This is a genomic window from Nocardia sp. NPDC060259, assembly GCF_042728775.1.
In the GTDB taxonomy this organism is placed as follows: Bacteria; Actinomycetota; Actinomycetes; order Mycobacteriales; family Mycobacteriaceae; genus Nocardia.
Window position 1 is genome coordinate 1 of the sequence record NZ_JBHXAY010000019.1, and the last position, 23114, is coordinate 23114.

At 69.0% G+C, this 23114-nt stretch carries 18 protein-coding genes; 9 read left to right on the forward strand and 9 right to left on the reverse strand.

The genetic code is table 11. The features are described 5' to 3' along the window. Nucleotides 1-303: 303 nt before the first annotated feature. Nucleotides 304-1095 carry a DUF1707 domain-containing protein gene (locus tag ACFWF2_RS10585; protein WP_379306719.1) on the reverse strand — a complete coding sequence of 264 codons (792 nt, stop codon included), beginning with the start codon at nucleotides 1093-1095 and terminating at the stop codon, nucleotides 304-306. Nucleotides 1096-1102: 7 nt separating this feature from the next. Further along, the gene (locus tag ACFWF2_RS10590) at nucleotides 1103-2176 is read right to left on the reverse strand and encodes a DUF1707 domain-containing protein (RefSeq protein WP_379306721.1); all 1074 of its coding nucleotides are present in this window, start codon (nucleotides 2174-2176) and stop codon (nucleotides 1103-1105) included. A gap of 123 nt (nucleotides 2177-2299) precedes the next feature. Between ACFWF2_RS10590 and ACFWF2_RS10595 the strand changes: the two genes are divergently transcribed. The 3 genes from ACFWF2_RS10595 to ACFWF2_RS10605 all read left to right on the forward strand — a co-directional run bounded on the left by ACFWF2_RS10595 (nucleotide 2300) and on the right by ACFWF2_RS10605 (nucleotide 7500). Beyond that, nucleotides 2300-2719, forward strand: coding sequence for a DUF5318 domain-containing protein (locus ACFWF2_RS10595; protein ID WP_189031475.1), 420 nt, complete (start codon nucleotides 2300-2302; stop codon nucleotides 2717-2719). Nucleotides 2720-3516: 797 nt separating this feature from the next. Then, nucleotides 3517-5739 (forward strand): transglycosylase domain-containing protein, encoded by a 2223-nt coding sequence (locus tag ACFWF2_RS10600; RefSeq protein WP_379306842.1) that lies wholly within the window; start codon nucleotides 3517-3519, stop codon nucleotides 5737-5739. An 81-nt stretch (nucleotides 5740-5820) separates the two neighbouring features. Further along, nucleotides 5821-7500, forward strand: coding sequence for a glycosyltransferase family 87 protein (locus ACFWF2_RS10605; protein WP_379306844.1), 1680 nt, complete (start codon nucleotides 5821-5823; stop codon nucleotides 7498-7500). Between the two features lie 3 nt (nucleotides 7501-7503). Here ACFWF2_RS10605 and ACFWF2_RS10610 read toward each other — a convergent pair whose 3' ends face one another. Beyond that, nucleotides 7504-9024 carry a TerD family protein gene (locus ACFWF2_RS10610; protein WP_379306723.1) on the reverse strand — a complete coding sequence of 507 codons (1521 nt, stop codon included), beginning with the start codon at nucleotides 9022-9024 and terminating at the stop codon, nucleotides 7504-7506. Between the two features lie 30 nt (nucleotides 9025-9054). Beyond that, nucleotides 9055-10416 carry a TerD family protein gene (locus ACFWF2_RS10615; protein ID WP_379306725.1) on the reverse strand — a complete coding sequence of 454 codons (1362 nt, stop codon included), beginning with the start codon at nucleotides 10414-10416 and terminating at the stop codon, nucleotides 9055-9057. A gap of 167 nt (nucleotides 10417-10583) precedes the next feature. Between ACFWF2_RS10615 and ACFWF2_RS10620 the strand changes: the two genes are divergently transcribed. The 4 genes from ACFWF2_RS10620 to ACFWF2_RS10635 all read left to right on the forward strand — a co-directional run bounded on the left by ACFWF2_RS10620 (nucleotide 10584) and on the right by ACFWF2_RS10635 (nucleotide 13869). Further along, nucleotides 10584-11207 (forward strand): AIM24 family protein, encoded by a 624-nt coding sequence (locus tag ACFWF2_RS10620; protein WP_379306727.1) that lies wholly within the window; start codon nucleotides 10584-10586, stop codon nucleotides 11205-11207. Nucleotides 11208-11216: 9 nt separating this feature from the next. Further along, nucleotides 11217-11915 (forward strand): AIM24 family protein, encoded by a 699-nt coding sequence (locus ACFWF2_RS10625; RefSeq protein WP_379306729.1) that lies wholly within the window; start codon nucleotides 11217-11219, stop codon nucleotides 11913-11915. Between the two features lie 4 nt (nucleotides 11916-11919). Further along, nucleotides 11920-12684 carry an AIM24 family protein gene (locus ACFWF2_RS10630; protein WP_379306731.1) on the forward strand — a complete coding sequence of 255 codons (765 nt, stop codon included), beginning with the start codon at nucleotides 11920-11922 and terminating at the stop codon, nucleotides 12682-12684. Nucleotides 12685-12819: 135 nt separating this feature from the next. Next, nucleotides 12820-13869, forward strand: a complete 1050-nt coding sequence (locus ACFWF2_RS10635) for an alpha/beta hydrolase (protein ID WP_379306733.1) — start codon at nucleotides 12820-12822, stop codon at nucleotides 13867-13869. 45 nt (nucleotides 13870-13914) lie between these two features. Here ACFWF2_RS10635 and ACFWF2_RS10640 read toward each other — a convergent pair whose 3' ends face one another. Genes ACFWF2_RS10640 through ACFWF2_RS10655 form a run of 4 tightly spaced genes read right to left on the reverse strand, consistent with a single transcriptional unit; the run spans nucleotide 13915 to nucleotide 19586 of the window. Then, on the reverse strand, nucleotides 13915-14721 hold the full coding sequence (locus ACFWF2_RS10640; protein WP_379306846.1) for an HAD family hydrolase: 807 nt from the start codon (nucleotides 14719-14721) through the stop codon (nucleotides 13915-13917). Nucleotides 14722-14759: 38 nt separating this feature from the next. Beyond that, nucleotides 14760-17237: a phosphoribosyltransferase gene (locus ACFWF2_RS10645; protein WP_379306735.1), complete on the reverse strand. Its 2478-nt coding sequence runs from the start codon at nucleotides 17235-17237 to the stop codon at nucleotides 14760-14762. Beyond that, nucleotides 17234-18445 (reverse strand): HpcH/HpaI aldolase/citrate lyase family protein, encoded by a 1212-nt coding sequence (locus ACFWF2_RS10650; RefSeq protein ID WP_379306848.1) that lies wholly within the window; start codon nucleotides 18443-18445, stop codon nucleotides 17234-17236. Before ACFWF2_RS10650 ends, ACFWF2_RS10645 begins: the two co-directional genes overlap by 4 nt. Before the next feature lie 16 nt (nucleotides 18446-18461). Next, nucleotides 18462-19586, reverse strand: coding sequence for a hypothetical protein (locus ACFWF2_RS10655; RefSeq protein ID WP_379306737.1), 1125 nt, complete (start codon nucleotides 19584-19586; stop codon nucleotides 18462-18464). 285 nt (nucleotides 19587-19871) lie between these two features. Between ACFWF2_RS10655 and ACFWF2_RS10660 the strand changes: the two genes are divergently transcribed. Then, nucleotides 19872-20447: a TerD family protein gene (locus ACFWF2_RS10660; RefSeq protein WP_019049996.1), complete on the forward strand. Its 576-nt coding sequence runs from the start codon at nucleotides 19872-19874 to the stop codon at nucleotides 20445-20447. Between the two features lie 69 nt (nucleotides 20448-20516). Further along, entirely contained in the window at nucleotides 20517-21623 is a 1107-nt protein-coding gene (locus ACFWF2_RS10665) for a DUF475 domain-containing protein (RefSeq protein WP_379306739.1), read from the forward strand. A gap of 71 nt (nucleotides 21624-21694) precedes the next feature. Here ACFWF2_RS10665 and ACFWF2_RS10670 read toward each other — a convergent pair whose 3' ends face one another. Next, nucleotides 21695-23080 carry a glycosyltransferase family 87 protein gene (locus ACFWF2_RS10670; RefSeq protein WP_379306741.1) on the reverse strand — a complete coding sequence of 462 codons (1386 nt, stop codon included), beginning with the start codon at nucleotides 23078-23080 and terminating at the stop codon, nucleotides 21695-21697. Between the last annotated feature and the right edge of the window lie 34 nt (nucleotides 23081-23114).

The window sequence follows — 23114 nt, forward strand, 5'->3', positions numbered from 1 at the left end:
TCATTACTCTGCGGACGCTCAAGCAGTCGTCATATCCCGAAGCTCGCATAATTCCATATATTGAGGCTTTGCTCGATTATAGGTCGCCGTGCATAACGGGCATCCCGTATCGATATGGTGAGATCAGGTGGCTGGCCGCAGGAGCGCTCCGGCGAGTATATGATGCCCTAGGAATTCGTGAATCTATTGTGCTGCGAGATGTTCCGGCGACTCAATCGAGTGATCAGCTCGGTGATCTGGTGTGGGAATTGGGTAAGCATGATGAATGGATCAATCTCGGCGCCGAGTGCGGATGGGCCTGGGCTAGGCGGGGTGCACCGCGATCGGTTCGCCGTTGAGGCGGATCTTCAGGTATCCGCTCACCTCGGCGTCGTTCTTGACGTAGATGCTGATCTCGGGCTCGGCATCCTTGCCGCCGCCGGGCTCGAATCTGACCAGCACATGGGAGACCCAGCCGCCGGGGACCCGGGTGGTCACCGGGGCGCCGGACATGAGGCGGGCGTAGCGGGTCAGGTCGACGCCTGCCAGGTCGAACGACTTGGTGTCCGGGGTGCGCGAACCCTGCGAACCCCAGGCCTTGAAGGAGCCGCGGTAGATCTGTTCGTCCTGCTTGCCGGGCCTGTCGGCCTTGCGTTCGACGATGGCGTAGTCCGGGTACAACGTCAGCTCGTCGACTTCGGTCGAACCGTATTTCGCGCGGTAGTCGGCGAGGAAGTGGGCGAAGCCGTTGCCGGTGGTGAGGTCGGGCAGCGGTTCGCCGAACGCGGCGTCGCCCACGGTGCGGCCGAGCAGACCCGCGCCGGCGCCGAGCAGACCGGCGAGCACGATCGCGCCGACCGGCATCCACCAGCGCCGCGGCGCGCGCGGGATGCCGCGGGCGACGGGGGTGGCGGCGAGGTCGCCGGGGATCTGCAGGTCGTCGACGAGACGGTCGAGTGCGCCGAAGGTCTCGGCCCGCATCGCCGTCGCGGTGCGCTTCTCGTGCTCGGCGGTGGTCAGCTGGCCATCGGACAGTGCGGCGTCGAGAAGGGCGCACACATCGGCGCGGTCGGTGTCGCGGGCACGCAGGTTCTTGGCCGGGGACGGGGTCTTCATCGCGAGGTCATCCTTCGTATGGGTCGATCGACAGCACTTCCCCCGACAGCGCGAGGACGAGGTCTCCCGATTGGGCGACCTCGTTGCGCACGAAGATGGTGATGCCAGGGCGGCCGACCCAGCTGTCGACGGCGATCCGGAGGTGAGTGATCTTGCCGTCGGGTACGCGCACGGTGGCGGCCGCGTTCGCGAGCGCGGCGCCGAGGGCCTCGGCGTTCACCTGCGCCAGATCGATGTCGACGGCGTCGCGTTTGCGGGTGGTGATCTGCGAATTCGACCGATCGAAGCCACCGCGATAGGTGTAGGCGGCGGTCCAGTTCTCCTTGCCGGGCGCACGTCGGACGGCCGAGGCGTGCTCGTCGTGCAGCACTGCCTCGTCGACCAGGGTGTCGCCGAACTTGGTGCGGTAGTCGTCGCGGAACTGGACGAATCCAGCGAGGGTGGTGAGCACCGGCGTGGGAATTACCAGCGGGGACGCCGCGTCGTAGTTGATCGGGGCGGGCGTCGCCGCGGCGGACGCGGGCTCGTCCTCGCGGACCGTCCACACGAAACCGACGATCGCCACCACCACGGCGGCCGCGACGGTGACGATGCGGAACGTGTTGCGCGCCTTCGGCTTCACCGGGACGACGGGCCGCTGCTGCAATTCGGCAACCAGGGTGGACAGATCGCCGAGAGTTCTTGCCTTGTCGGCCGATTCGGTCAAGGTCGCGTGCTCGTCGGCGTCGAGCTGGCCGTCGGCGCGGGCGGCGTCGAGTGCCGCTGTGGTGCGAGCCCGGTCGGCGTCGCGGGCCCTGGTCCGGGCGGGGTACGCACCGGCGTGCCCACGGCCGAATCGCTTTCGTTCGGCGGGCGGATGACCACCGAAAAACGCTGGTGACTGCAGGTCGGCGGTCAGTCGTTCCAGTTCACCCAGGGTGCGCGCGGAGCCGGCGCGATCCACCCGGTCGTGGTACTCCTGCGCCCCCAGCTGGCCCTCTGCGTAGGCCGCGTCAAGCACGGTCGACACCTGTGCGCGATCGATATCACGCGCCCTTGTCACGGAATCGGCGGCTCTGCGAGCCCGCCCGGAATCAGCCATCGTTGCGGCGCGCCTCACCTGCGGAAATACCCGGGCCGACCCCGGTATCGGCAGTTTACGGCGAGAGGACGGAACAAGCGGTGCCACCGGCACCGGGATTCAAACCCCGCTACTCTGGTGATCGTGCGAATTCAGCGGCAGGTGGTCGACTATGCGCTCCGGCGCAGGTCGCTGCTGGCTGACGTCTACGCGGGCAGGGTCGGCGTCGCCGAGGTGTGCGACGCGAATCCGTACCTGCTCCGGGCCGCCAAGTTCCATGGCCGGGGCAGCGAAGTCACCTGCCCGATCTGCCGGAAAGAGCAGCTGACCTTGGTTTCGTGGGTGTACGGCGACGGGCTCGGCCAGGTGGCCGGTTCCGCGCGGACACCCGAGGAGCTGGTCAGGATGGCAGAGTCGAACGAGGAATTCTCGGTGCATGTCGTCGAGGTGTGCCGCTCATGCAGCTGGAACCATCTGGTGCAGTCGTATGTGCTCGGCTCCGCCCCTGCGCCGGCCCGCCGCCGGACGAGTTCGCGAGCGGGGCGGCGCTCTGCGGCCGAGTGATGGGGCGGCGCAATGATGGAGCCGCCGAGTGATGGTGGCCACCGCATGACGTGCCGCTGTTCGGGGTGCAAGGTATCCGCGCCGGTTGTCCGGCGCGGATGTCGTGTGCCGGTTGAACCTTACAAGTTATGGAGATCTGGTCAGTGAGTTCGCCCTACGAGTCCTCCCCCTTCGGCGATGATCCGCAGCGCGGCCGTCCGGCTCGGGGTTCACAGCCGGGTCTCCCTCCGCAGCCGGGTGACCGGCCTGCCCCGCCGCCGCGTCGCCCGATGCCGCCCGCAGGCCCCGGCCAGCAGGGCGGACGTGGCCCGGTGCCCGGTGGACGTGGTCCGCAGGGCGGGCCGCCGCCGAATCGGCAGGGTCCGCCGCCGGGCGGCATGCCGCCACGTCGGCAGGGTCCGCCACCCCAGCGACCGGCCGGTCCGCAGGGCGGACCGGGAGCGCCGGGTCAGGGCAGGCCGCCGCAGGGCAGGCAGGCCCAGCCGGGTCGGCCGGTGCCGCCGCCCGCCGCAGGCGCCACCCAGAAACTTCCGCGCCCAGGGCGTGACGAGACCGTGCGGGCGGCTCACCCCGACGCGGCAAGGCCCGTCCGCGGCGCCGACGAGGTAAACCGGCCGCGGACCGGTCCGTCGGCCACGACCGCGCGCCCCGGCGCCGGTCGCCGTCCCGGCGGTCCGGCCACCGGTGAGCGCAGGGCCACCGGCACTGGCGGCACGCCGCCTCCGACCGGACCGCGTAACCGCCGCGACGGTGGCGGTGGCGACGACGGCTCCGGTAAGGGTGGTGCGTTGCGGAAGATGCCGTGGCGGGCCATTCGCCGGACCATGTACGTGCTGATGGCGCTGGCCATCGTCGTGCCGAGCGCGGTGTTCCTCGTCGCCTACACGGCGGTCTCGGTGCCCAAGCCGGGCGACCTGGAGACCAACCAGGTCGCGACGATCTTCGCCAGCGACGGCAGCACCGAGCTCAGCCGGGTGGTCCCGCCGCAGGGCAACCGCACCGAGGTCTCGATCGATCAGATCCCGCCGCACGTGCGCAATGCCGTGATCGCCGCCGAGGACCGCGACTTCTACACCAACCCGGGCTTCTCGGTGTCGGGCTTCGCGCGCGCTGCCCGCGACAACGTCCTCGGCAAGGAAAGCGCCGGTGGTGGCTCCACGATCACCCAGCAGTACGTGAAGAACGCGCTGGTCGGTGACGAGCGCTCGATGCAGCGCAAGATGCACGAGCTGGTGATCTCGGCCAAGATGGCCCGCCAGTGGAGCAAGGAAGACATCCTGGCCGCCTACCTGAACACGATCTACTTCGGTCGTGGCGCGTACGGCATCGATGCCGCCGCCAAGTCGTACTTCGGTAAGCCGGTGCAGGAGCTGACCGTGGCCGAGGGCGCGGTGCTCGCCGCGACCATCCAGCTGCCCTCGCTGCTCGATCCGGAGAAGAACCCCGAGGGCGCCAAGACGCGCTGGGGCTACGTGCTCGACGGCATGGTCGCCGGCGGCAACCTGCAGACGGCCGAGCGGTCGTCGATGCAGTACCCGCAGGTGGTCTCCCTGGCCTCGCTCGGCGAGAACAACGAGGACGAGGGCCCGGGCGGCCTGGTGAAGAACCAGGTGCTCAAGGAGCTGTCCTCGGCGGGCATCAGCGAGCAGCAGCTCAACACCGAGGGCCTGCAGATCACCACGACGATCGATCCGAAGGCGCAGGAGGCCGCGGTCAACGCCGCGCGGTCCAAGCTGGAGGGCGAGCCGGAGAACCTGCGGACCGCGGTGGTCTCGATCGACCCGCGCACCGGCGCGGTGCGCGCCTACTACGGCGGTGAGGACGGCCAGGGCTTCGACTTCGCCAACGCGGGTCTGCCGACGGGCTCCTCCTTCAAGGTGATCGGCCTGGCCGCGAACCTCGAGCTGGGCATCCCGCTCTCACAGCTGTACGACAGCTCGCCGATCACCGTCAACGGCATCAAGATCGGCAATGTCGAGGGCGAGCAATGCGGCATGTGCACCATCGCCGAGGCGCTCAAGCGGTCGCTGAACACCAGCTTCTACCGCATGCAGCTGGACATGCAGAACGGCCCGCAGAAGGTCGCCGACATGGGCCACAAACTCGGTATCCCCGAGGAACTGCCCGGCATCGGCGCTACCCTGACCGAGCCGAACGGCGCGGGCCCGAACAACGGCGTCATCCTCGGCCAGTACCAGTCGCGTCCGCTGGACATGGCCTCGGCCTACGCCACGCTCGCCGCCTCCGGCATGTACCACGCGCCGCACTTCGTGCAGCGGGTCGTGACCGCCGACGGTCAGGTGCTGCTCGATCGCGGCGAGCCCGCCGGTGAGCAGCGGGTGAGCGCGGCGGTGGCCGACAACGTCACCGCGGCGATGAAGCCGATCGCGGCGTACTCGCGCAACCACAACCTGGCCGGTGGCCGGGAGTCGGCCGCCAAGACCGGTACCCACCAGCTCGGCGACACCGGCAACAACCGCGACGCCTGGATGGTCGGCTACACCCCGTCGCTGTCGACCGCGGTGTGGGTCGGCACCGAGCAGGGTGATCCGCTGCGCAACTACGGCGGCGGCAGCATCTACGGTTCGGGTCTGCCGTCGGACATCTGGAAGGCGACGATGGACGGCGCGCTGTCCGGCACGTCGAACGAGTCGTTCCCCAAGCCCGCCCCGATCAAGGGCCAGGCCGGTGTGCCGGAATGGTCGGCGCCCTACACGGCACCGTCGACCACCGCGCCGACCTTCGCCCCGCCGGTGATCGTGCCCTCGCAGGTCGAGGTCTTCCCCGGCATCCGGATCCCGGTGCCCGGTGTGCAGCAGCCCGCCGGACAGCAGCCGTCGCAGCAGGCGCCGGAGACGACGACCGGCCCGCTGCCGGGTCAGCCGACCGCGCCCGCTGACGGTTCGCCGCCGACCAACGGCAACGGCACCGGTAACGGCGGTGGCACCAGGCCAGGTACGGGCGGTACGAACAACGGCAACGAGAGTGGCGGGGGAACCACACCGACCAGATCCCGGTAGCCACCGGTAGCCTCGGATGTCGTGACCGATCAGCAGCTCGCGGACCAGCCGGCGTCGAGTGGTACCCGGCCGGGCCGCGGAGTGCAGTACGTCGCGCCCGCCCAGCTCGCCCCCGACCTGCGCTCGATCGATGCGCGAGATAAGCCGAGCCGCAACGATTCGCTGACCGCGCAGCTGTCGACGGTGATCGGCGGCCCGGTCGGCGATCACGCGCTGATCGGCCGGGTGCGGTTCTGGACGCCGCTGCGGGTGATGTTCGCCTTCACCGTGGCGTTCCTCGCGCTCGGCTGGTTCGCGAAGGCGGGCTGCATCCAGCAGACCGGCGACGGCGCCGGCGGTCTCATGCTGGACTGGAACAACGGCCGCCAGTACGTGGCCATGTGCTATTCCGACACGGTGCCGCTCTACGGCGCGGAACGGCTCAACGAGGGCGCGTTCCCGTACAAGAAGTCCTGGACCGAGTCGACCCCCGACGGCGGCACCGAGACCAGATACATGGAGTATCCGGTGCTTTCGGGCCTGTACCAGTACGCGGCGATGCAGATCGGCAATGTCTGGGATCACCTGCCGCTGCCCGGCGCGCTGTCGGTGGTCGTGTATTTCAATGTCGTCGCGCTCGGTCTGGCGATGGGCTGGCTGATCACCGTGTGGGCGTCCTCGCGACTAGCCGGGCGGCGCGTCTGGGACGCGGCGCTGATCGCGGTATCGCCCTTGGTGATCGTGCACGCGTTCACCAATTTCGACGCGCTGGCAACGGCTTTCGCGGCCACCGGCCTGCTGGCCTGGGCGCGGCGCAAACCGGTACTCGCCGGTGTGCTGCTCGGTCTCGGCGGCGCGGCGAAGCTGTATCCGCTGCTGCTGCTCGGGCCGATTCTGGTGCTGTGCCTGCGCGCCGATCCGATGCAGCGGCTACCCGCCGCGCGGGCGGGCCTGCGGTTGCGTGACGTCGACAGCCTCCGCACGGCCCGCACCTGGCTGCGCGAAACCCCGGCCAGGACACAGTTCTTCGCGCTGCGCCCGCTCGGCGCGGCCACCCTCACCGTGCTCGCCGCGGCGGGCACCTGGATCGCGGTGAACCTGCCGATCGCCGTGCTGTACCCGGACGGCTGGCGGGAGTTCTTCCGGCTCAACACCACCCGGCACGCCGACCCTGATTCGATCTACAACGTGATCACCTCGTTCACCGGGTGGGGCGGTTTCGACGGGCCGCTCGAACACGGCCAGCCGCCTGCCGTGCTGAACACCGTCTCGCTGCTGCTGTTCCTGACGGCCTGCGCCGGCATCGCCTACCTGGCGCTGACCGCGGCACGGCGCCCGCGGGTCGCGCAGCTGTGCTTCCTGGTCGTCGCCGCGTTCCTGCTGACGAACAAGGTGTGGAGCCCGCAGTACTCGCTGTGGCTGGTGCCGCTGGCGGTGCTCGCGCTGCCGCATCGGCGAATCCTGCTGGCCTGGATGACGATCGACGCGCTGGTCTGGGTACCGCGCATGTACTACTACCTCGGCGAGGACGCCAAGGGCCTGCCCGAGCAGTGGTTCACCGGCACCGTCGTGCTGCGCGACCTCGCCGTCCTCGGCCTGTGCGCGCTGATCGTCCACGAGATCCTGCGCCCGCAAGACGACCTGGTGCGCCGCGACTTCGTCGACGACCCGGCGGGCGGAATCCTCGACCGCGCACCCGACCCGCTCCTGCCGTGGCTGCCACAATTCCTGCGTCCCAAGCAGGCCTGCACGAGCACGCGGCCCGCGTCGATGGTCGACTGAGCGCTACATCCGCAGGTAGCGGGCCTGGAGTTCGGGTTCGGCCGGGAGCATGTCGAGGTCGAGTTCCCAGGCGTTTCCGGTCCACGGGTCGAACAGCGGGGTGCCGGGCATGGTGGGCAGGTGCCTGCACGACTGGGAGAGCAGCGACAGCGGGCCGTCACCGAAGTCGGCGCCGCCGCTGCCGACGATCACCAGCGACAGCCCGATCAGATCGCCGCGCACCATCAGCTGACCGAGGTGCACCACGTCGGTGGCCTGGTAGCCGTGCGGGAAATCGGCGGCGACCAGGATCCGGTGCTCGGACGGCGGCACGGCTTGCCCACTGTTGTAGGCGATGTCGGCGAGCTCGGCCGCGTGCGCCAGTGCGCCGAGGCGCGCCGGGATGTCGGCGTGGTCGACGATGACCGGACCGGCGAGCAGCGGGGCGAGCGGGGCGGCGAGCCCGCGCAGGCCACCGGTGAGATCGATCAGGTCGACCCGGGTCGGCTTGTCCGGCAGGGCAGCGACCAGCCGGGCCACCAGCGCGCCGACCACGCGGGACGCGGCCCCGCTCGACTCGGTGTCGACCCACAGCGGCCGGTTCAGCGGCACCGGAACGCAATACGGCACGCGCAGCTCACCGCGGTCGTGCGCGTACAGCTCGCCGAGCCGGATGCCGTCGCTGCGTGCGGCTTTCGTGGTCCAGGCCGGCGCGAGCCAGGAGGCGAGCGCGGCTGGCATGACGGAGTCGGCCTCGGCGATCTCGCGACCGAGATGGTCGCTGTCGCGCCGATGATCCGAATCGGCGATGCCGACCAGCTCGTCGTGCCTGCGCTGCGCCTCGGCGCGGGCCGCGTCGGCGGCCGGGGTGTTGCGGGTCGCCGGGTTCGAGACCGCGTCGGAGAGCTCCTGATCCAGTCGCTTGGCGGCGTAGTCGCGAGCCGAGACCAGTGCGGCCGCGGAACGGGCCGCGTCCTCGAAGATCATCCACATCCGCTGTAAACCGTGGTCGACCTCGAGCGGGATGCCCGGCGCACCGGCGGGCCGCTCGGCCGTCACGGTCGGCGCGGCGGCCTCCGGTGACGCGGGAGCGGCCACGCCGTGGGCGGGCAGCAGCTGCGCCGCCCCGCCGTCGTACCCCTGACCGAGCGCGCGCAGCTTCCAGCCACCACCGCGGCGGTACACCTCGAAGCAGATCAGCGCGCTCTCTCCCGCGGTGGGCGAGATCACGAATTCGGCTGTGGGCGTGCCGTTCTCGGCCAGCGTCGCGGTGACGGTGCCGAGCACGTGCCCGGCGGTGACGAACAGGAGCACGGCATGCGCGTCCGACCTGACCTGCGGCAGTGCGATATCCACCGCGCCGCCGGCGAAGGTGACGCCGGGAGCGGCGGGCCGCGACGCGCACACATGATCGTGCTCGTCACGCACCCGCAGATCCTCGCCGACCACCAGCGCACCGAGATCGACGGTGCCCGCGGTGTGCGCGGTGAAACGCACGGTGTCGGCGGTCAGCGCGGTGTTCTGGCCCGCCTTCAGGTGAATCACGTTGTCAGCCTTGCTCTTGTCCGTACTTGCCTAGTCCCTGCCGAGGAACCGGCCGAGCTGCGGCACGGCCTCACCGGGATGCTTGGCCTGGAAGCCCTCGCCCAGCGCCTGCATCTTCCAGTCGCCGCCGACCCGGTACACCTTGGCCATCGCCATCGCCGTGAACGGCATGCCGCCGGCGAGGGTGTAGCGCGCGAGTTCGCCGTTGGTGGTGCCATCGATCAAGCGGCAGAACGCGTTCTGCACCTGCTCGAAGGTGTGCCCCTTGTAGGAGGTGACGATGAACAGCAGCGTGGAGATGTGCGCGGGGATCCTGGTCAGATCCACCAGGATCATCTCGTCGTCGCCCTCGCCCTCGCCGGTCAGGTTGTCGCCCTGGTGGCGCACCGAGCCGTCCTTGGACGACAGCTGACCGTAGTAGGCGACGTCGACGAGATTCTGGTCGGCGAACAGGCAGACCGAGGCGTCCAGGTCGATGTCGACCGTGCGGTTGCCGAACATGCCGCGCGTGCGCACCGGGTCCCAGCCAAGGCCCATCTTGACGAAGGTGAGCGCGGCGCCGCCCTCCTTGCGGAGGGTGACTCGCTGCCCCTTCTGCAGGCTGACCGGGCGATCCTTGCTCAGGCTGACCTCACCGGCCTGCTGCGGCGGGGCGGCCTGCGCGGGCGGCGGGTAACCGGGGCCGGGACCGGGCGGCGGCGGGTAACCGGCAGCGGGCGGCTGCTGCGCCGGGCCTGGCGGCGGCGGGTAGCCACCACCGGGCGGGGCGTAGGCGGGCGCTGGCTGCTGCGGGTAGCTCGGCGCGGACTGCGCCGGGTACGCGGGCGGCGCCTGCTGGGGCGCCGGCTGTGGCGGCGCGGCCTGCGGTGCGGCGGCGGGCGCGGGCGAATCGTCCACCTGCACACCGTGATCGGTGACCAGCGCGGCGAAACCACCGGCGTAACCCTGGCCGACGGCGCGCACCTTCCAGCTGCCCTGACGGCGGTACAGCTCGAGCGCGATCACGATCGACTCCGCGTTCAGCCCGTCGATCCGGTACTCGAACAGCCGGTTACCGGCGGCGTCGGAGACGATCGCGGTCGGCGGGGCGGACCGGCCGAAGTTGCTCGTGGCGTCGTCGAGGGTGATCACCGCGCGGATCTGGTCGATGTCGGCGGGTACCGCGGGCAGCGAAACCGCCAGGGACGCAGGCTGGCCCGCGGGCCCGGGGCGCAGATCGACGCCGGGCCCACTCGGCTGGTTGTAGAAGACGAAATCGGCATCGGTGCGGACCTTGCCCTGCTCGGTCACGAGCAGCGCGGACAGATCGGCCGGTGCCGTGAGCTGAAGCGAGATCACCACGTCACTGACGGCCACTGGACCGTTCTGGCCCTTGGCGAGTGTTGCAGACAAGTTCGACCCTTCGCTTGTCGGTGCGGTCGCCTGTCACTCTACGAGAAAGCGAGCGCGAGCGTCCGCGCTCTGCAGCCACCACGCGTGCCCGATCGATCGGTTAGGGTGACCACGCAGTAGGTATCGGGCATTCCACCCGCCTGTCCAGAGGGGACCCCAGGGCCGTCATGGCGCAGCTGTTCGAACAATCGAAGAAGGTGATCGAGGCCCATCTCGCGGGGACGAGTATCCGCGCGATCTCCGGCTCGATGGTCGCCTACGAAGGCAATGTGCAATTCAAATCGGCCGGTTTCGGCGGCGGCGAGGGCGTGCTTTCGGGCCTCAAGCGCCGCGCCACCGGCGAGAAGCTGTCGCTGATGGAATGCAGCGGCAACGGCAGGGTGTTCTTCGCCGTGAACGGCCAGAACGTCACCGTGGTCGACCTGAACAACGAGACGTTGCAGGTCGAGTCGCAGCAGCTGCTCGCCTTCGCGGGCAATCTGCGCACGGATGTGCGGTTCGCCGGTGTCGGCGGGATGTCGGCGGGCAGCGGCCTGTTCACCACCACCGTCAGCGGGCAGGGCCAGGTGGCGCTGCTGTCGGCCGGTGGTCCGCTGATCCATCTCGAGGTCTCGCCGCAGTATCCGCTGATCGTGGATCCGGACGCGTTCGTCGCGGCGCGCGGCAACCTCAACCAGTCCTTCGTCACTGATGTCTCCTGGCGCACGATGGTCGGCCAGGACGCGGGCGAGGCCTTCTCGCTGCGGTGGGACGGCCAGGGTGTCGTGCTGATCCAGCCGGCGGAACGGTAGGAAGCGGCGATGTTCGAGAAGGTCAACGGCAAGGTCGTCAAGGTCGATGTCGGGCAGGCGGGCGGCGTCGTCGCCCGGACCGGCGCGATGCTGTTCTACCAGGGTCAGGTCGCGTTCGCGCCGCACCAGATTCCCGGCGCCGGGCCAGGGATGGGCGGTGGCGGGCTGATGCGGATGGCGGGCGCCATGATGGCGGGCGAGCACGAGCGCACCATGCTGGCGCGCGGAAACGGCGTCGTCCATTACGGATTCGCCGGACTCGAGGTGCACGTGGTGCACATGCAGCCCGGAGCGGTGCTGCGCGCCGAGGCCTCGCGACTGCTGGCCAACAGCGCGGGTCTGCAGGCCTCGGTCGTCTCGGTGGCGAGTTCCGGTGGTGGCGGTGGCGGTGGCGGCCTGATGGGCGCGCTGCGCGGCGCGGCCGCCGGTGTCGCGACCGGCCAGGGCATGTTCACCACCCAGCTCAGCGGACAGGGTTCCGCGGTACTGCTTGCCCACGGCGGTTTCCTGGAACTGCAAGTGGGCGGGCCGAATCCGGTGGTCGTCGACCCGCAGGCGTTCGTCGCCGCCTACGGCAATGTGCAGACCGAACTCAAGGCGGCGATGAGCTGGCGCGACGCGGTCGGCCGCGGCGCGGGCGAGGCGATGCAATTGCATTGCCATGGACAGGGTGTCGTGTACGTGCAGGCCTCCGAAGAGAAGTTGTGAGCCGATGAGCCAGATCCATTCGCCGATGACTCTCGGTGCCAGCGACAACATTCCGGGCAACAGCTACGCCTACTGCATCGACCTGACCGGCCCGTGGTTCATGCGCAAGGGCGCGATGATCGCCTACTACGGCCAGATCCAGTTCCAGATGCTCACCCACGGCCTGCAGGGCAACCTCATGCACATGGTGAGCAGCCAGTTCTCGGCGCCGCTGTTCGCCGGTGAGTACGTGGTGGCCGAGGGCCACGGCAAGCTGATCATCGGCGACCGCGGCTACGACATCAATTCCTACGATCTCGAGGACGGCAACCTCACCATCCGCGGCGCCAACCTGCTCGCCTTCGAGCCGGGCCTGGCGCTCAAGCAGTCGATCGTTCCCGGCTTCCTCACCCTGATCGGTACCGGCAAGTTCCTCGCCTCCTCCAACGGCCCGGTCATGTTCGCCGAGCCCCCCTTGCGCGTCGACCCCGAAGCACTCGTCGGCTGGGCCGACTGCCCCTCCCCCAGCCACCACTACGACCAGGGCTGGATCGGCAGCTTCCTGGCGGCCGGTGCGGCCAGGATGGGCGCCAACTCGGGCGAGGAGCGCCAGTTCGACTTCACCGGCGCCGGCACCGTGCTCATCCAGTCCTCGGAAAAGGTGATGAGCGACAACGCGCTGGTCAGGACCATCGAAGGTCAGCTGCAGAGCGGTATCACCGTGGGCGGATTGCAACGGATCCACGGGGTCGTCCAGCAGCAGCTCGCCGGTCAGCAGCAGCACTACTGAGCGAGCCCTTCGGGCGGGCGGGCAAATTCTGAAACGAGTACGCTCCAAAAGCTGACGGTGGGTGCGGGAGTGCCGTTACGGTGGGGGCCGCCGAGAGTATGAGTCGGCGGTTGCTCGATCAGAGGAGTGGGCGCAGTGCAGCGTCGCAGCATTCGACGGGTCGTGGCGACGGTGCTGTGCGCTGTCGCCGCGTCGATCGTTACCGGTATCCCCGTGTCCGCCGCGCCTGTCGGTGCGCCCGGCGTCACGCTCGGCTCCGTGACCTCGCCGGATGGGTCCTTCATCGAGCGGATGGAGGTCACCGATGCGCGGCATCTGCGGCTGTTCGTACATTCGGCCGCGATGAATCAGACGTTCCCGGTCGACGTTCAGCGGCCTGCTGATACCGCTACCCCGAAACCGGCGCTGTATCTGCTCAACGGTGCGGGTGGCGGGGTGGACCGTGCCTCGTGGCAGCTGCGGACCGATGCGCTGGACTTCCTGTCCGACAAGGACGTCAACGTCGTGCAGATCATCGGCGGGGCGTGGACGTTCTACACCGACTGGGTCAAGCCCGATCCGGTGCTCGGGGTGAACAAGTGGCAGACCTATATCGCCGAGGAGCTGCCGCCGCTGATCGACGCGGCGCTCGGCACCAATGGGATCAATGCCATTGCGGGCCTGTCGATGTCGGGTATCCCCGTGCTGAACCTGGCTATCGCCAAGCCGGGGCTGTTCCGCAGCGCGGCGGTCTACAGCGGACTCACCCAGGTGAGTGATCCGGCGGGTCAGCAGGCGGTGAAGCTGACCGTCGAGCTGTACGGCGGCGGTGATGCCGAGAACATGTGGGGGCCGGTCGGCGGGCCGCTGTGGGCGGCCAACGATCCGCTGGTCAATGCCGAGAAGCTGCGCGGTACGCATCTTTTCGTCTCCACCGGTACCGGCATCCCTGGCATTCACGATCAGCCCGGTGGGCCGTTCCGGATGGAGAAGCCCGCCGATACACCCAAGACCGTGGCCCTCGGCGCGCTGATCGAGGGTGCGATCTTCGTGTCCTCGCACAATCTGCAGGCGCGGCTGGACCAGCTCGGCATTCCCGGCACCTTCGTCTACCGCGATACCGGTACCCACTCGTGGGGCTACTGGCAGGACGATCTCAAGACGTCGTGGCCGGTGCTGGCGAAGGGACTGTTCCCTCAGCCTTGATTCCGACAACCCCGGGTGCTCCTGCGGCACCCGGGGTTTCGGTTCTCAGGCCGCGTCGCCCACAGTCAGCGCGGCGCGCTCGAGGGCGTCGTGGAACCACTCCAGGATCTCCACCCCCGCGAGGATGCCCGCTGACTCGGTGACGGTGAGGTTCGCGCTGGTGAAGTTCAGCTCCTCCAGTTCACCGTGCCGGGGACGGATCGCCGCGTCGGCCGAGGTCAGCATCGGGGCGTCCAGCGCGCCGTCGCCCGCGGTGAACAGCTCTGCGTTCTCGGACAATTCACCGGATTCCACCAACCGGCGGCGGACGTCGGCAACGGCCAGGCTCTTGGAGACCGCGTCGGGCATCGTGTAGATCTTGCGACCCTGCTGCGAGGCCGACCAGCCCTGCGTGCGACACCACGCGTCCCATTCGGCGAGGAAACCTTCCGGAACCGCGTCGGGCCGGACCACCAGGTAGCAGAACAGGTCGTCCGCCTCCCGGTACTTGGTGACCCAGGAATCATCGATGCGGGACCGCCATTCGGCCCCGACCTCGGCGAGGGTGGCGCCGGTGGCCCGCACCTGATCGTCGATCGCGGTGCGCCAGGTCGGATCGGGCAGGCCGTCGACCAGGATGTTGCCGCCATTGCTGGTGACGGCGTAGCGCCACGGCGCGCCGGGCAGATCGATCCGCTGGAACTGTTCGATCGTGCGGGTCGTCGTCGGGATGACCGGCGCGAGGGCGGCGAGCGCACCGAGCCGTTCCACGGCGGTGGTGGTCATGTACGACAGCGGCTCGCCCTCGTAGTACTCCACACACTGCTTCGCCACCGCGTCGGCACCGCCGAAGCCATTGCGCGAGAAGATCATCGTGCGGTCGAGATCGGTGGCGAACAGCGCGTCGGCGGTCACTGATCCAGCTCCTTGATCAGGCCCATGCAGGAGTAGGCCAGGTCTCCGACCACTTCCACCGGGACATTGCGCGCCGCGGCGAGCAGGCGGATGTGCGCGTGTTCGGGAGCATCGGCCTCCCGGACCAGCACCCGCCACGGTACCCGGCGCAGCAGTACGCGGGTGGTCTCGCCGACGCCCGGCTTCACGAAATTCACTGTCGCGACACCATATTCGGCGCGCACCCGCTCCACCGACGCCCAGCCCGACCAGTCGGGGGTGCGATCGGAGTCCCGGATCGCGGCGACCGCGGCGGGAACCTGATCGCGGATGCCCTCGAAGGCGGCCGTCACCGCGTCGAGCAGCTGGTTCGAGACATCGGCGTCGGCGAGCTCACGATAGAACTTGGCGCCGTGGAACTCACCGGGTCCGATCAGGGTGTCGTTGAGGACGGTGCGCGAGACCAGCCCCGAGACCGTGGAATTCAGGCACGCGGAGGCGATCAGGAAGTCGTCGCGGGTGCCGTAGGTGCGCACGGAGTTGCCGGGATCGGCGAGCACGACCAGCTCATCGTTGAACCGGGCGCCACCGGCGGCGTGATAGGCGTCGAGCGCCTCGGTGAGCTCGCGGGTGATGGCGCCCTTGCCGGTCCAGCCGTCGACGAACACGATCGTGGACGGATCGTGATGGTGGGCGAGGTAATCCAAGGCCACGGCATCGATGCCGCGATCACGCACGATCGACACCGCGTAGTGCGGCACGGTCAGGCTCGGACGACCCACACCGCTGCGCAGCCAGCGCCGCATGAGCACGCCGACCGGAGTACCCGCCCTGGCCAGCGAGACCAGCACGATGTCCTCACCGCGTTCGGCGACAACGAGCTCGGCCACCGTGGCCACCGCCAGTGCCAGCCGTTCCGCGCTGTCGGCCAGCACGCGGTCGAACAGCTCGCGGTACTCGGCGTCGGGCTGGTACTCGACCGGCAGGGATTCGGCGTAGTGGGCGACGCCCGCCTGGATCCGCCGCTCGCGTTCGGCGACATCGGCTTCCAGGTCAGCGCCGGAGAGATCCTTCAGCAGCCACGACACCTCGTCAGCCGCATAGGAACCGAAGTCGGGGCCGTGCAACGGTGTCACGTCCGGGCGCGCAGTGTCCGGCCCGGCGACGCCCGCGGTCGACTCGTCGGTGCGATCCGCGTGCAGGGTGCGCGGATCCGCGCCGGGAAGCACCGCGATCAGCACGTCGGCGCCCGAAGCGGTGAGCACGTCGACCAGACCGTCGGGGGAAACGAGTTCGTCGGTGTCGGCGGGCGGGTCGATGACGACCAGCAGCACCGGCGCCGCATCGCCGTCGGTCCACTGCGCGTTGTACAGGTAGCGCTGAGCGGTCGCGTCCGGCTCGGGTGCGTGGAAGCGGAAGCCACGGCGCAGCGGGTAGCCCGGCTCGTCGAGTACGTAAGCCGGTGAGCGCGTGGTTGTCTGGAAGCGGGTGAGCGTCCCCGATTCCGCCAGCTCGGCAGCGAGCCGCAGCGGCAGGTACATCAATTCCTCGTGACCGAGCACGATCACGGGACGACCGGCGAACTCGGCATCGAGGCGCGAGTGCACCTCGTCGGTGGCGGCTTTCAGCGCGATATCGAACGCCGCGACATCGGAGTTCAGAATGCCGTGTCTGCCGCCTTCGGGAACGTCAGCGGGCCAAGTCAGTTCGATCCGGCCGAACGAACCACGCTGCGCTGCCATCGGATTGAGCTCTGGTTCCGGCATCGCGGTGACCGTCTCGACCAGGCCATCGGGCAGCTCGGTGCGACCCGCGGCCAGGCAGACGGTATCGATGCGCGCGCCGAGTTCGGCGGCGAAGGCCTCGAACTTCGCCCGGTCGGCGGCGGTACGCATGTCGACCAGCGAGGCGAGCACGTAGTGCGAGCGGGGCGCGAAGGCGTGCAGCGCGCGGACGGCGTCGATGGCGGTGTCACCGGTGGAGATCTCGTCGTCGACCAGCACCAGCGGCAGATCGTTGACGAAGATGTCGGCTGGTGCTGGTTGCAGCAGGTGCGAGGTGGCGTGCGAATGGCCTTCCTCGAAACCGGTCAGCGTGGTGGCTCGCGGTTCCGCCCTGCGGGTGGAGTGCAGATAGCAGCTCGCACCGAGACGCGCGGCGACGCAGTGGCCCAAACCGGTTGCGGTCTCGGCGAATCCGAGCACGACCGGCTCACGGTCACCGAGTTTCTCGCGCACCAGGTCGCCGAGGCGATTGCCCGCGCCGATCACGACGCGCGGATCGGTCGGCAGATGCTTGCCGAGCACGGTCGACACCAGCAGGTGCGCCCGCCGCGGATTGCGCCGCAGCCCCGGCTGGACCAGCGCGGCGATCGAGAGCTCACCGGGCAGCGCGTCCTCGGCCGCCGACGCGGCGAACGACGCACCATGCCGCAGTTCTATACCCAGATTTTTTGTCGCCCACGGTATTTCGAGGTCGAGTCCGAACACGCTCATTCGGCGATCATCGCTGTCAGCAAATCCACGAAGGACACTCCCTTGTTGGCGACCCCGAACGCACGAGCCCGGACCAGCGTCTGGCGGGCCCAACTGCGGTGCGGGCGCATCTCGTTCATCTTGTTGCGGTATTCCGAGGCCGCGACGCCGCCGACGTCGGCCTCCATGATGTGCAGCGCGTCGGCGTACTCCTCGTGGGTCACCACCGACAGCGCGTGCACGGCGGCCACGTGCGAGGGGTGGATCACCGTCTTGCCCTGGATGCCGTTGGCGCGGTCGAGGGTGATCTCGCGCAGCAGGCCGTCGAGGTCCCGGCTGACCAGGTACTGGCGGAACGGCACCGCGTCGGACTCCTCGAACGGCGCGGTCCGCAGCAGCGGCCGGAACATCCGCTCGTGATCGGCGAAGTACTCCCACACCGGCCCGGTGATGATGAAACCGGTGCCGTCGGCGCGGCCGAGGTAGTTGACGATGTCGGCGATCACGTCGGCGACCACGCGCACGTCGTAGATCGTGAGATCGCGGTCGCGGCGGATGCCGAAGGTCGAGCACATGTCGGTGGCGCCGATCCGGACCGCGAGCAGCTGGTCGCGGTGTTCGCCGAGTAAGTCCGCGATGCGGGAGAGCTGCTCGTCGCGGGTCTGGCGATGCACCAGGCTCGCCGATTCGAGCACCGGCATGCCGTAGACCGGGCGATCCAGCCTGCGCCGCGCGTCGGCGAGCGCGGCCAGGTAGGCGGGCCCGGTGACGGCGTCGAACTTGGGGAAGACGAAGCCGGTGAGCACATCGGCGCCCGGCCCGAGCTGGTCGACCAGCTCGGTGACGGTCTGCGGGTCGCGGACCCGGATGAACAGCATCGGGTTCGGATCCTCGCTGCGGGCGAGCAGATCCAGCGTCGCGACGGCGTGCTCCTTGGCCGCCTCCACCTGATGGTCGGCGACGGCGTCCTCGAGATCGATCACCATCGAGCACACGCCGCGCGCCGCACGCCGCGCGATGGTGGCGGCCAGGTCGGGGCGGGTCGCGGGCACATACAGCGTCGCGCCGAGCGCGGTGGCCAGCAGCTCCCGGTCGTCGGCATCGACGATCGGCTCCGGCTCGCGGAGGAACAGCTCACGGGCTCTCGGCCCGTGCAATTGCCGGAAGTGGCGCAGCGGAACCTGCTTACGCAGGCAGATCTCCGGCGCGACCGCGTACCCCGCTGTCATCATGTCCTGTGCATTCCTAAGTCCTGTCGGTTCCTACGTGTTTTCTGATGCGTTCGACCACTCCGGCGATGAACGCCGCGACGGTGTCCAGTTCGGAAACATATGCCCAATAGTCTGGATGACGACCCGTCAGTCCGGAATTGATGCGGTCGAGGCGTTCGGCTTGGGCATCGAGCACCGACCCCCACTCGCCGACCAGGCCTCGGTCGACCGCGAGCATCTGCGCGTCCCGCAGCCGGAATCGTACGGTGCGGGCGTGCGCGTCGGGGTCGGCACGCACCTCGCGCAACAGTTCGAGGCGCCGGGTGACGGCGTCGACCAACTGCTCGGCCTCGGCGAGGTGCTGGCGCGCGGTGGCGGTCAGGTCAAGGGCTGTCTCCGGGTCGTGATCGGCAGCCGCGACACGCGCGCCCACCAGCGCCGCGTCCGCGGCGTCGATGCCGCGCCGGCTTTCCCGCTCATTGTTGGTCAAGTCCGCCGAACTCGCAGCGCTGAACTCGCGCAACAGCGCCGAGTACGCGGGGCCGAGGCCACTCGCGCGGTTGCGGACAGCGGCCAGCCGGGTCGTCACCGACGCGATCGCCTTCGCCGCCGCCGAAGCGCGAGAAGGGGCCTGCGCCAACGCATCCGACAATTCCGCCGTCGCCTGCTGCACCGCCGCCGCAGCCGTGCGCGCGGCGGCGACGGAGGTCTGCGGATCGGCCGAGGACGCTGTGATCAGATCCTCATTCAGCCGCCTTACACCTGCCGCGATCGAGGGGTAGCTCGCATACCCCGACGACGCGGCGGCGGCGAGCACCTGCTCGGCCTCGGCCCGCACGTGCGCCAGCAGCTGTGGCACCGCCGATCGCACCCGCGCCGCTTCCTCCAGGCCGCTGCGATGGGAGTGATAGAACTCGTCGACCCCGCGCGCCGCGTCGTTGAGCTGACGCACCAGCACATCCGCCCTGGCAGGCCCGTCCGCGATCGGGCTGCCCGTGGCTTCGGCGGTGTCGAGCTCTTCGGTGAGACTCAGATACGCACCGGCGGCGGCGTAGCACCGCGCGCGCACCGGCTCCCAGACCGCGCCGATCCGGCGGTCGGGGAAGACCTGTTCGCTGGCCACCACGCCCGCCTCCGCCGCCGTCTGCCGATGATCCATATCGAGGAAGGCCGACGACGTGGCCGCCCTTGCCCCACTGATCCACTCATGATCGGCCCCCGATCTGAACCATCCGCGTCTGCGAGGTGTCACCGGCACGTCCCCTTTCCGAACCGCGCGGCGACCCGACCACGCACAGTCCCGATGGTAGGAGATTCCCCGCGTTAACCAGGGCTGCTGCTCGTTCCTACGCAAGTTCCGCGAAACCTATTACTGTCGTAGCGGTACCCGGCGATTCGGACATGCTGGGAAACGACACACCGGACTAACCGAAGGGATTCCCGCATGGGTGTCAGTCTGTCCAAGGGCGGCAATGTCTCGCTGACCAAAGAGGCTCCGAACCTGACCGCGGTCGCGGTCGGCCTCGGCTGGGACGTGCGCACCACCACCGGCACCGACTTCGACCTCGACGCCAGCGCGATCGCGACCGGCGCCGACAAGAAGGTTGTCTCGGACAAGCACTTCGTGTTCTTCAACAACCTGAAGTCCCCCGAAGGCGCCATCGAGCACGCCGGCGACAACACCACCGGTGAGGGCGAGGGCGACGACGAGGTCATCAATGTCGACCTGGCCAACACCCCGCCGACCATCGAGAGCATCTTCTTCCCCGTCTCGATCTACGACGCGGAGACCCGCTCGCAGTCGTTCGGCCAGGTGCGCAACGCCTACATCCGCGTCGTCGACCGGGCCAACGGCACCGAGCTCGCCCGCTACGACCTGTCCGAGGACGCCTCGACCGAGACCGCTATGGTCTTCGGCGAGCTGTACCGCAACGGTGCCGAATGGAAGTTCCGTGCCATCGGGCAGGGCTACGCCTCCGGCCTCGCCGGTATCGCACGCGACTACGGCGTCAACGTCTAGTCACCATCGCGAACAGGGGGCTCGACTGACCGGGCCCCCTGTCCGTGTGACACAGAAAGGTCCCTCCGCGTGATTACGCGCATATTCGGCCTGTCCGTCGCCGTCACGGTGTTATCGCTGGTCGTCGCCTTCCTCTACGGAGGTCCGACCGCCCTCGCACTGTGCGCGATCCTCGGCATTCTCGAGGTGTCGCTGTCGTTCGACAACGCCGTCATCAACGCCACCGTCCTGCAGCGGATGAGCGAGTTCTGGCAGCGGATCTTCCTGACCATCGGTGTCGTCATCGCCGTGTTCGGCATGCGACTGGTGTTCCCGCTCGCCATCGTGTGGATCACCGCCGGGCTCGGTCCGATCGAGGCGTTCGACCTGGCCCTCAACCCGCCCCCCGACGACGCACCCTACTTCCCTGACGGCAGCCCCAGCTACGAAACCTTGCTGACCGACGCGCACCCGCAGATCGCGGCGTTCGGCGGCATGTTCCTCGCGCTGCTGTTCCTGAACTTCATCTTCGAAGAGCGCGAGATCACCTGGCTGAGCTGGCTGGAGAAGCCGCTGGCCAGGGCGGGCAAGCTCGACATGCTGTCGGTGGTCGTGGCAGGCACTGGCCTGATCCTCACCGCCGAGTTCCTGGCCAAGGAGGAGGACCGGTCGACCGTGCTGGTCGCGGGTCTGCTCGGCATGATCGTCTACATCGCGGTCGACGGCCTCGGCTCGATGTTCCACACCGAGGACCTGGAGAACGCCGCTTCGGGCCCGTCCGGTCTGGTGAAGGCGACCGGTAAGGCCGCGTTCTTCCTGTTCCTGTACCTCGAGGTGCTCGACGCGTCGTTCTCCTTCGACGGCGTGATCGGCGCGTTCGCGATCACCTCCGACCCGATCATCATCGCGCTGGGCCTCGGCTTCATCGGCGCGATGTTCGTCCGGTCGATCACGGTGTACCTGGTCCGTCAGGGCACGCTCTCGGAGTACGTGTACCTCGAGCACGGCGCGCACTGGGCGATCGGCGCGCTGGCGGCGATTCTGCTGATCTCGATCGGCGTGCACGTCGACGAGCTGATCACCGGTCTCATCGGCGTGGCGTTCATCGGCGCGGCGTTCATCTCGAGCATCCTGCGCAACCGCAAGGACGAGCCGGACGCGGTGGACGAGTCCAAGGAAGCCGCACCGGTCAGCTGATCGGCGGCACGAACAAGCGATAGCCACAGCGGCGGCGGGTCCCGAACCGGGATTCGCCGCCGCTGTCGTTCTCAGGCGACCGGCTGGAGTTCGCGTCGATCGAAGAGTGCGAAGGCCGATTCGGCCCGGCGCGCACCGCGCAGCCCGGCCCGCAGGAACAGGAAGAACAGCACGATGAGCAGGGCGCTGCGCAGCCACACGCCGAACTGGACGATCCCCTCCATCAGCTCGACGCCCTCACCGGCGCCCATCGAGTAGAAGTACCGGAAGACGCCGATCCCCACCGCCGCGTCGGCAACCAGATACGCCGCGACCAGCGACCAAGGCACCCGAAGCAGCACCAGGAACGGAATTATCCACAGGGTGTACTGGGGTGAGTGGACCTTGTGGAAAAGCATGAATCCGCACAGCATCGCGCCGCTCACGCCCACCCACGGGAAGGGCGAAGTCGGCGTCCAGCGGCGCAGGCCGAGCCACATCGCCAGCACGAAGGACGCCAGGATCAGCGCGGGCGAGGCAACGGCGACCATGTCGTGCCAGGTGGTCGTCGTCTCCGCGTCGCGGCCGAAGATCAGCTGATGTCCCCAGTACCAGATCGAGTTCGTGGTGATGTCGGCCTGGCGCATCTGCTGGAAGGTGATCGAGGCCCGCCAGCCCTCGACGCCCGCCACCACGAACGGCAGATTCACCGCGGCCACCGTGCCCATCGCCGCGAGCAGTGCCTGCGCCGCGCCCGCCACGTCCAGATCACGCACGCGCCGCGCGTCGCGCGGCGCGCCCTCGGTGAGGATGTAGACCGCCAGTGGCAGCAGGAAGATGCCCGGATAGAGCTTGAAGCAGAACCCGATGGCGAGCAGCACCGCGGCGATGATCCCGCGGGTGCGTATCGACAGGCCGGTCAGCTTGGACATCACGTAGACCGCCGCCACCGCGGTGCACACGACCGGCAGTTCCCAGTTGTGGAACGCGTACAGCACCAGTGGCGGGCCGATCGCCCACAGCAACGCGGCCGGGCCTGCCAACCGGGCCAGCATCCACGCCGTCAGCAGCGCGAACGGTGTGAGCAGCAGCGCCGAATGCCACAGGAAGTCCGCGTCGTTGGTGACCCCGATCGCGCCCGCCCACATGAGCACACCGCTGAGCACCGGATACTCCACCGCGCCGCCGGTGAGCGCGCCCTCCTCGGTGATCCCGCCGTCGACATACGGGAAGACGTGATTGTCGATATCGCGGCCGATCCAGAGGAACTGGATATCGGAATAGCAGACATCCATATCCTTGCGGACATCGAATACCTGGCTGCGACCGGTTTCATCGATCGCGCCGCCCGCGCACCGCGCCTTGTTGGCATAGGCCATCGCGAGGGTGAGCGCGCACAACAGCACGATCAGGAACGTCAGCGCCGTGGCCCGCGCCGCGCCACGTGCTGCGCGCTGCTGTGGGTCGGCAGTGGTCATATCGACCACATTATGCGGCGCCGCCGCGATCCAG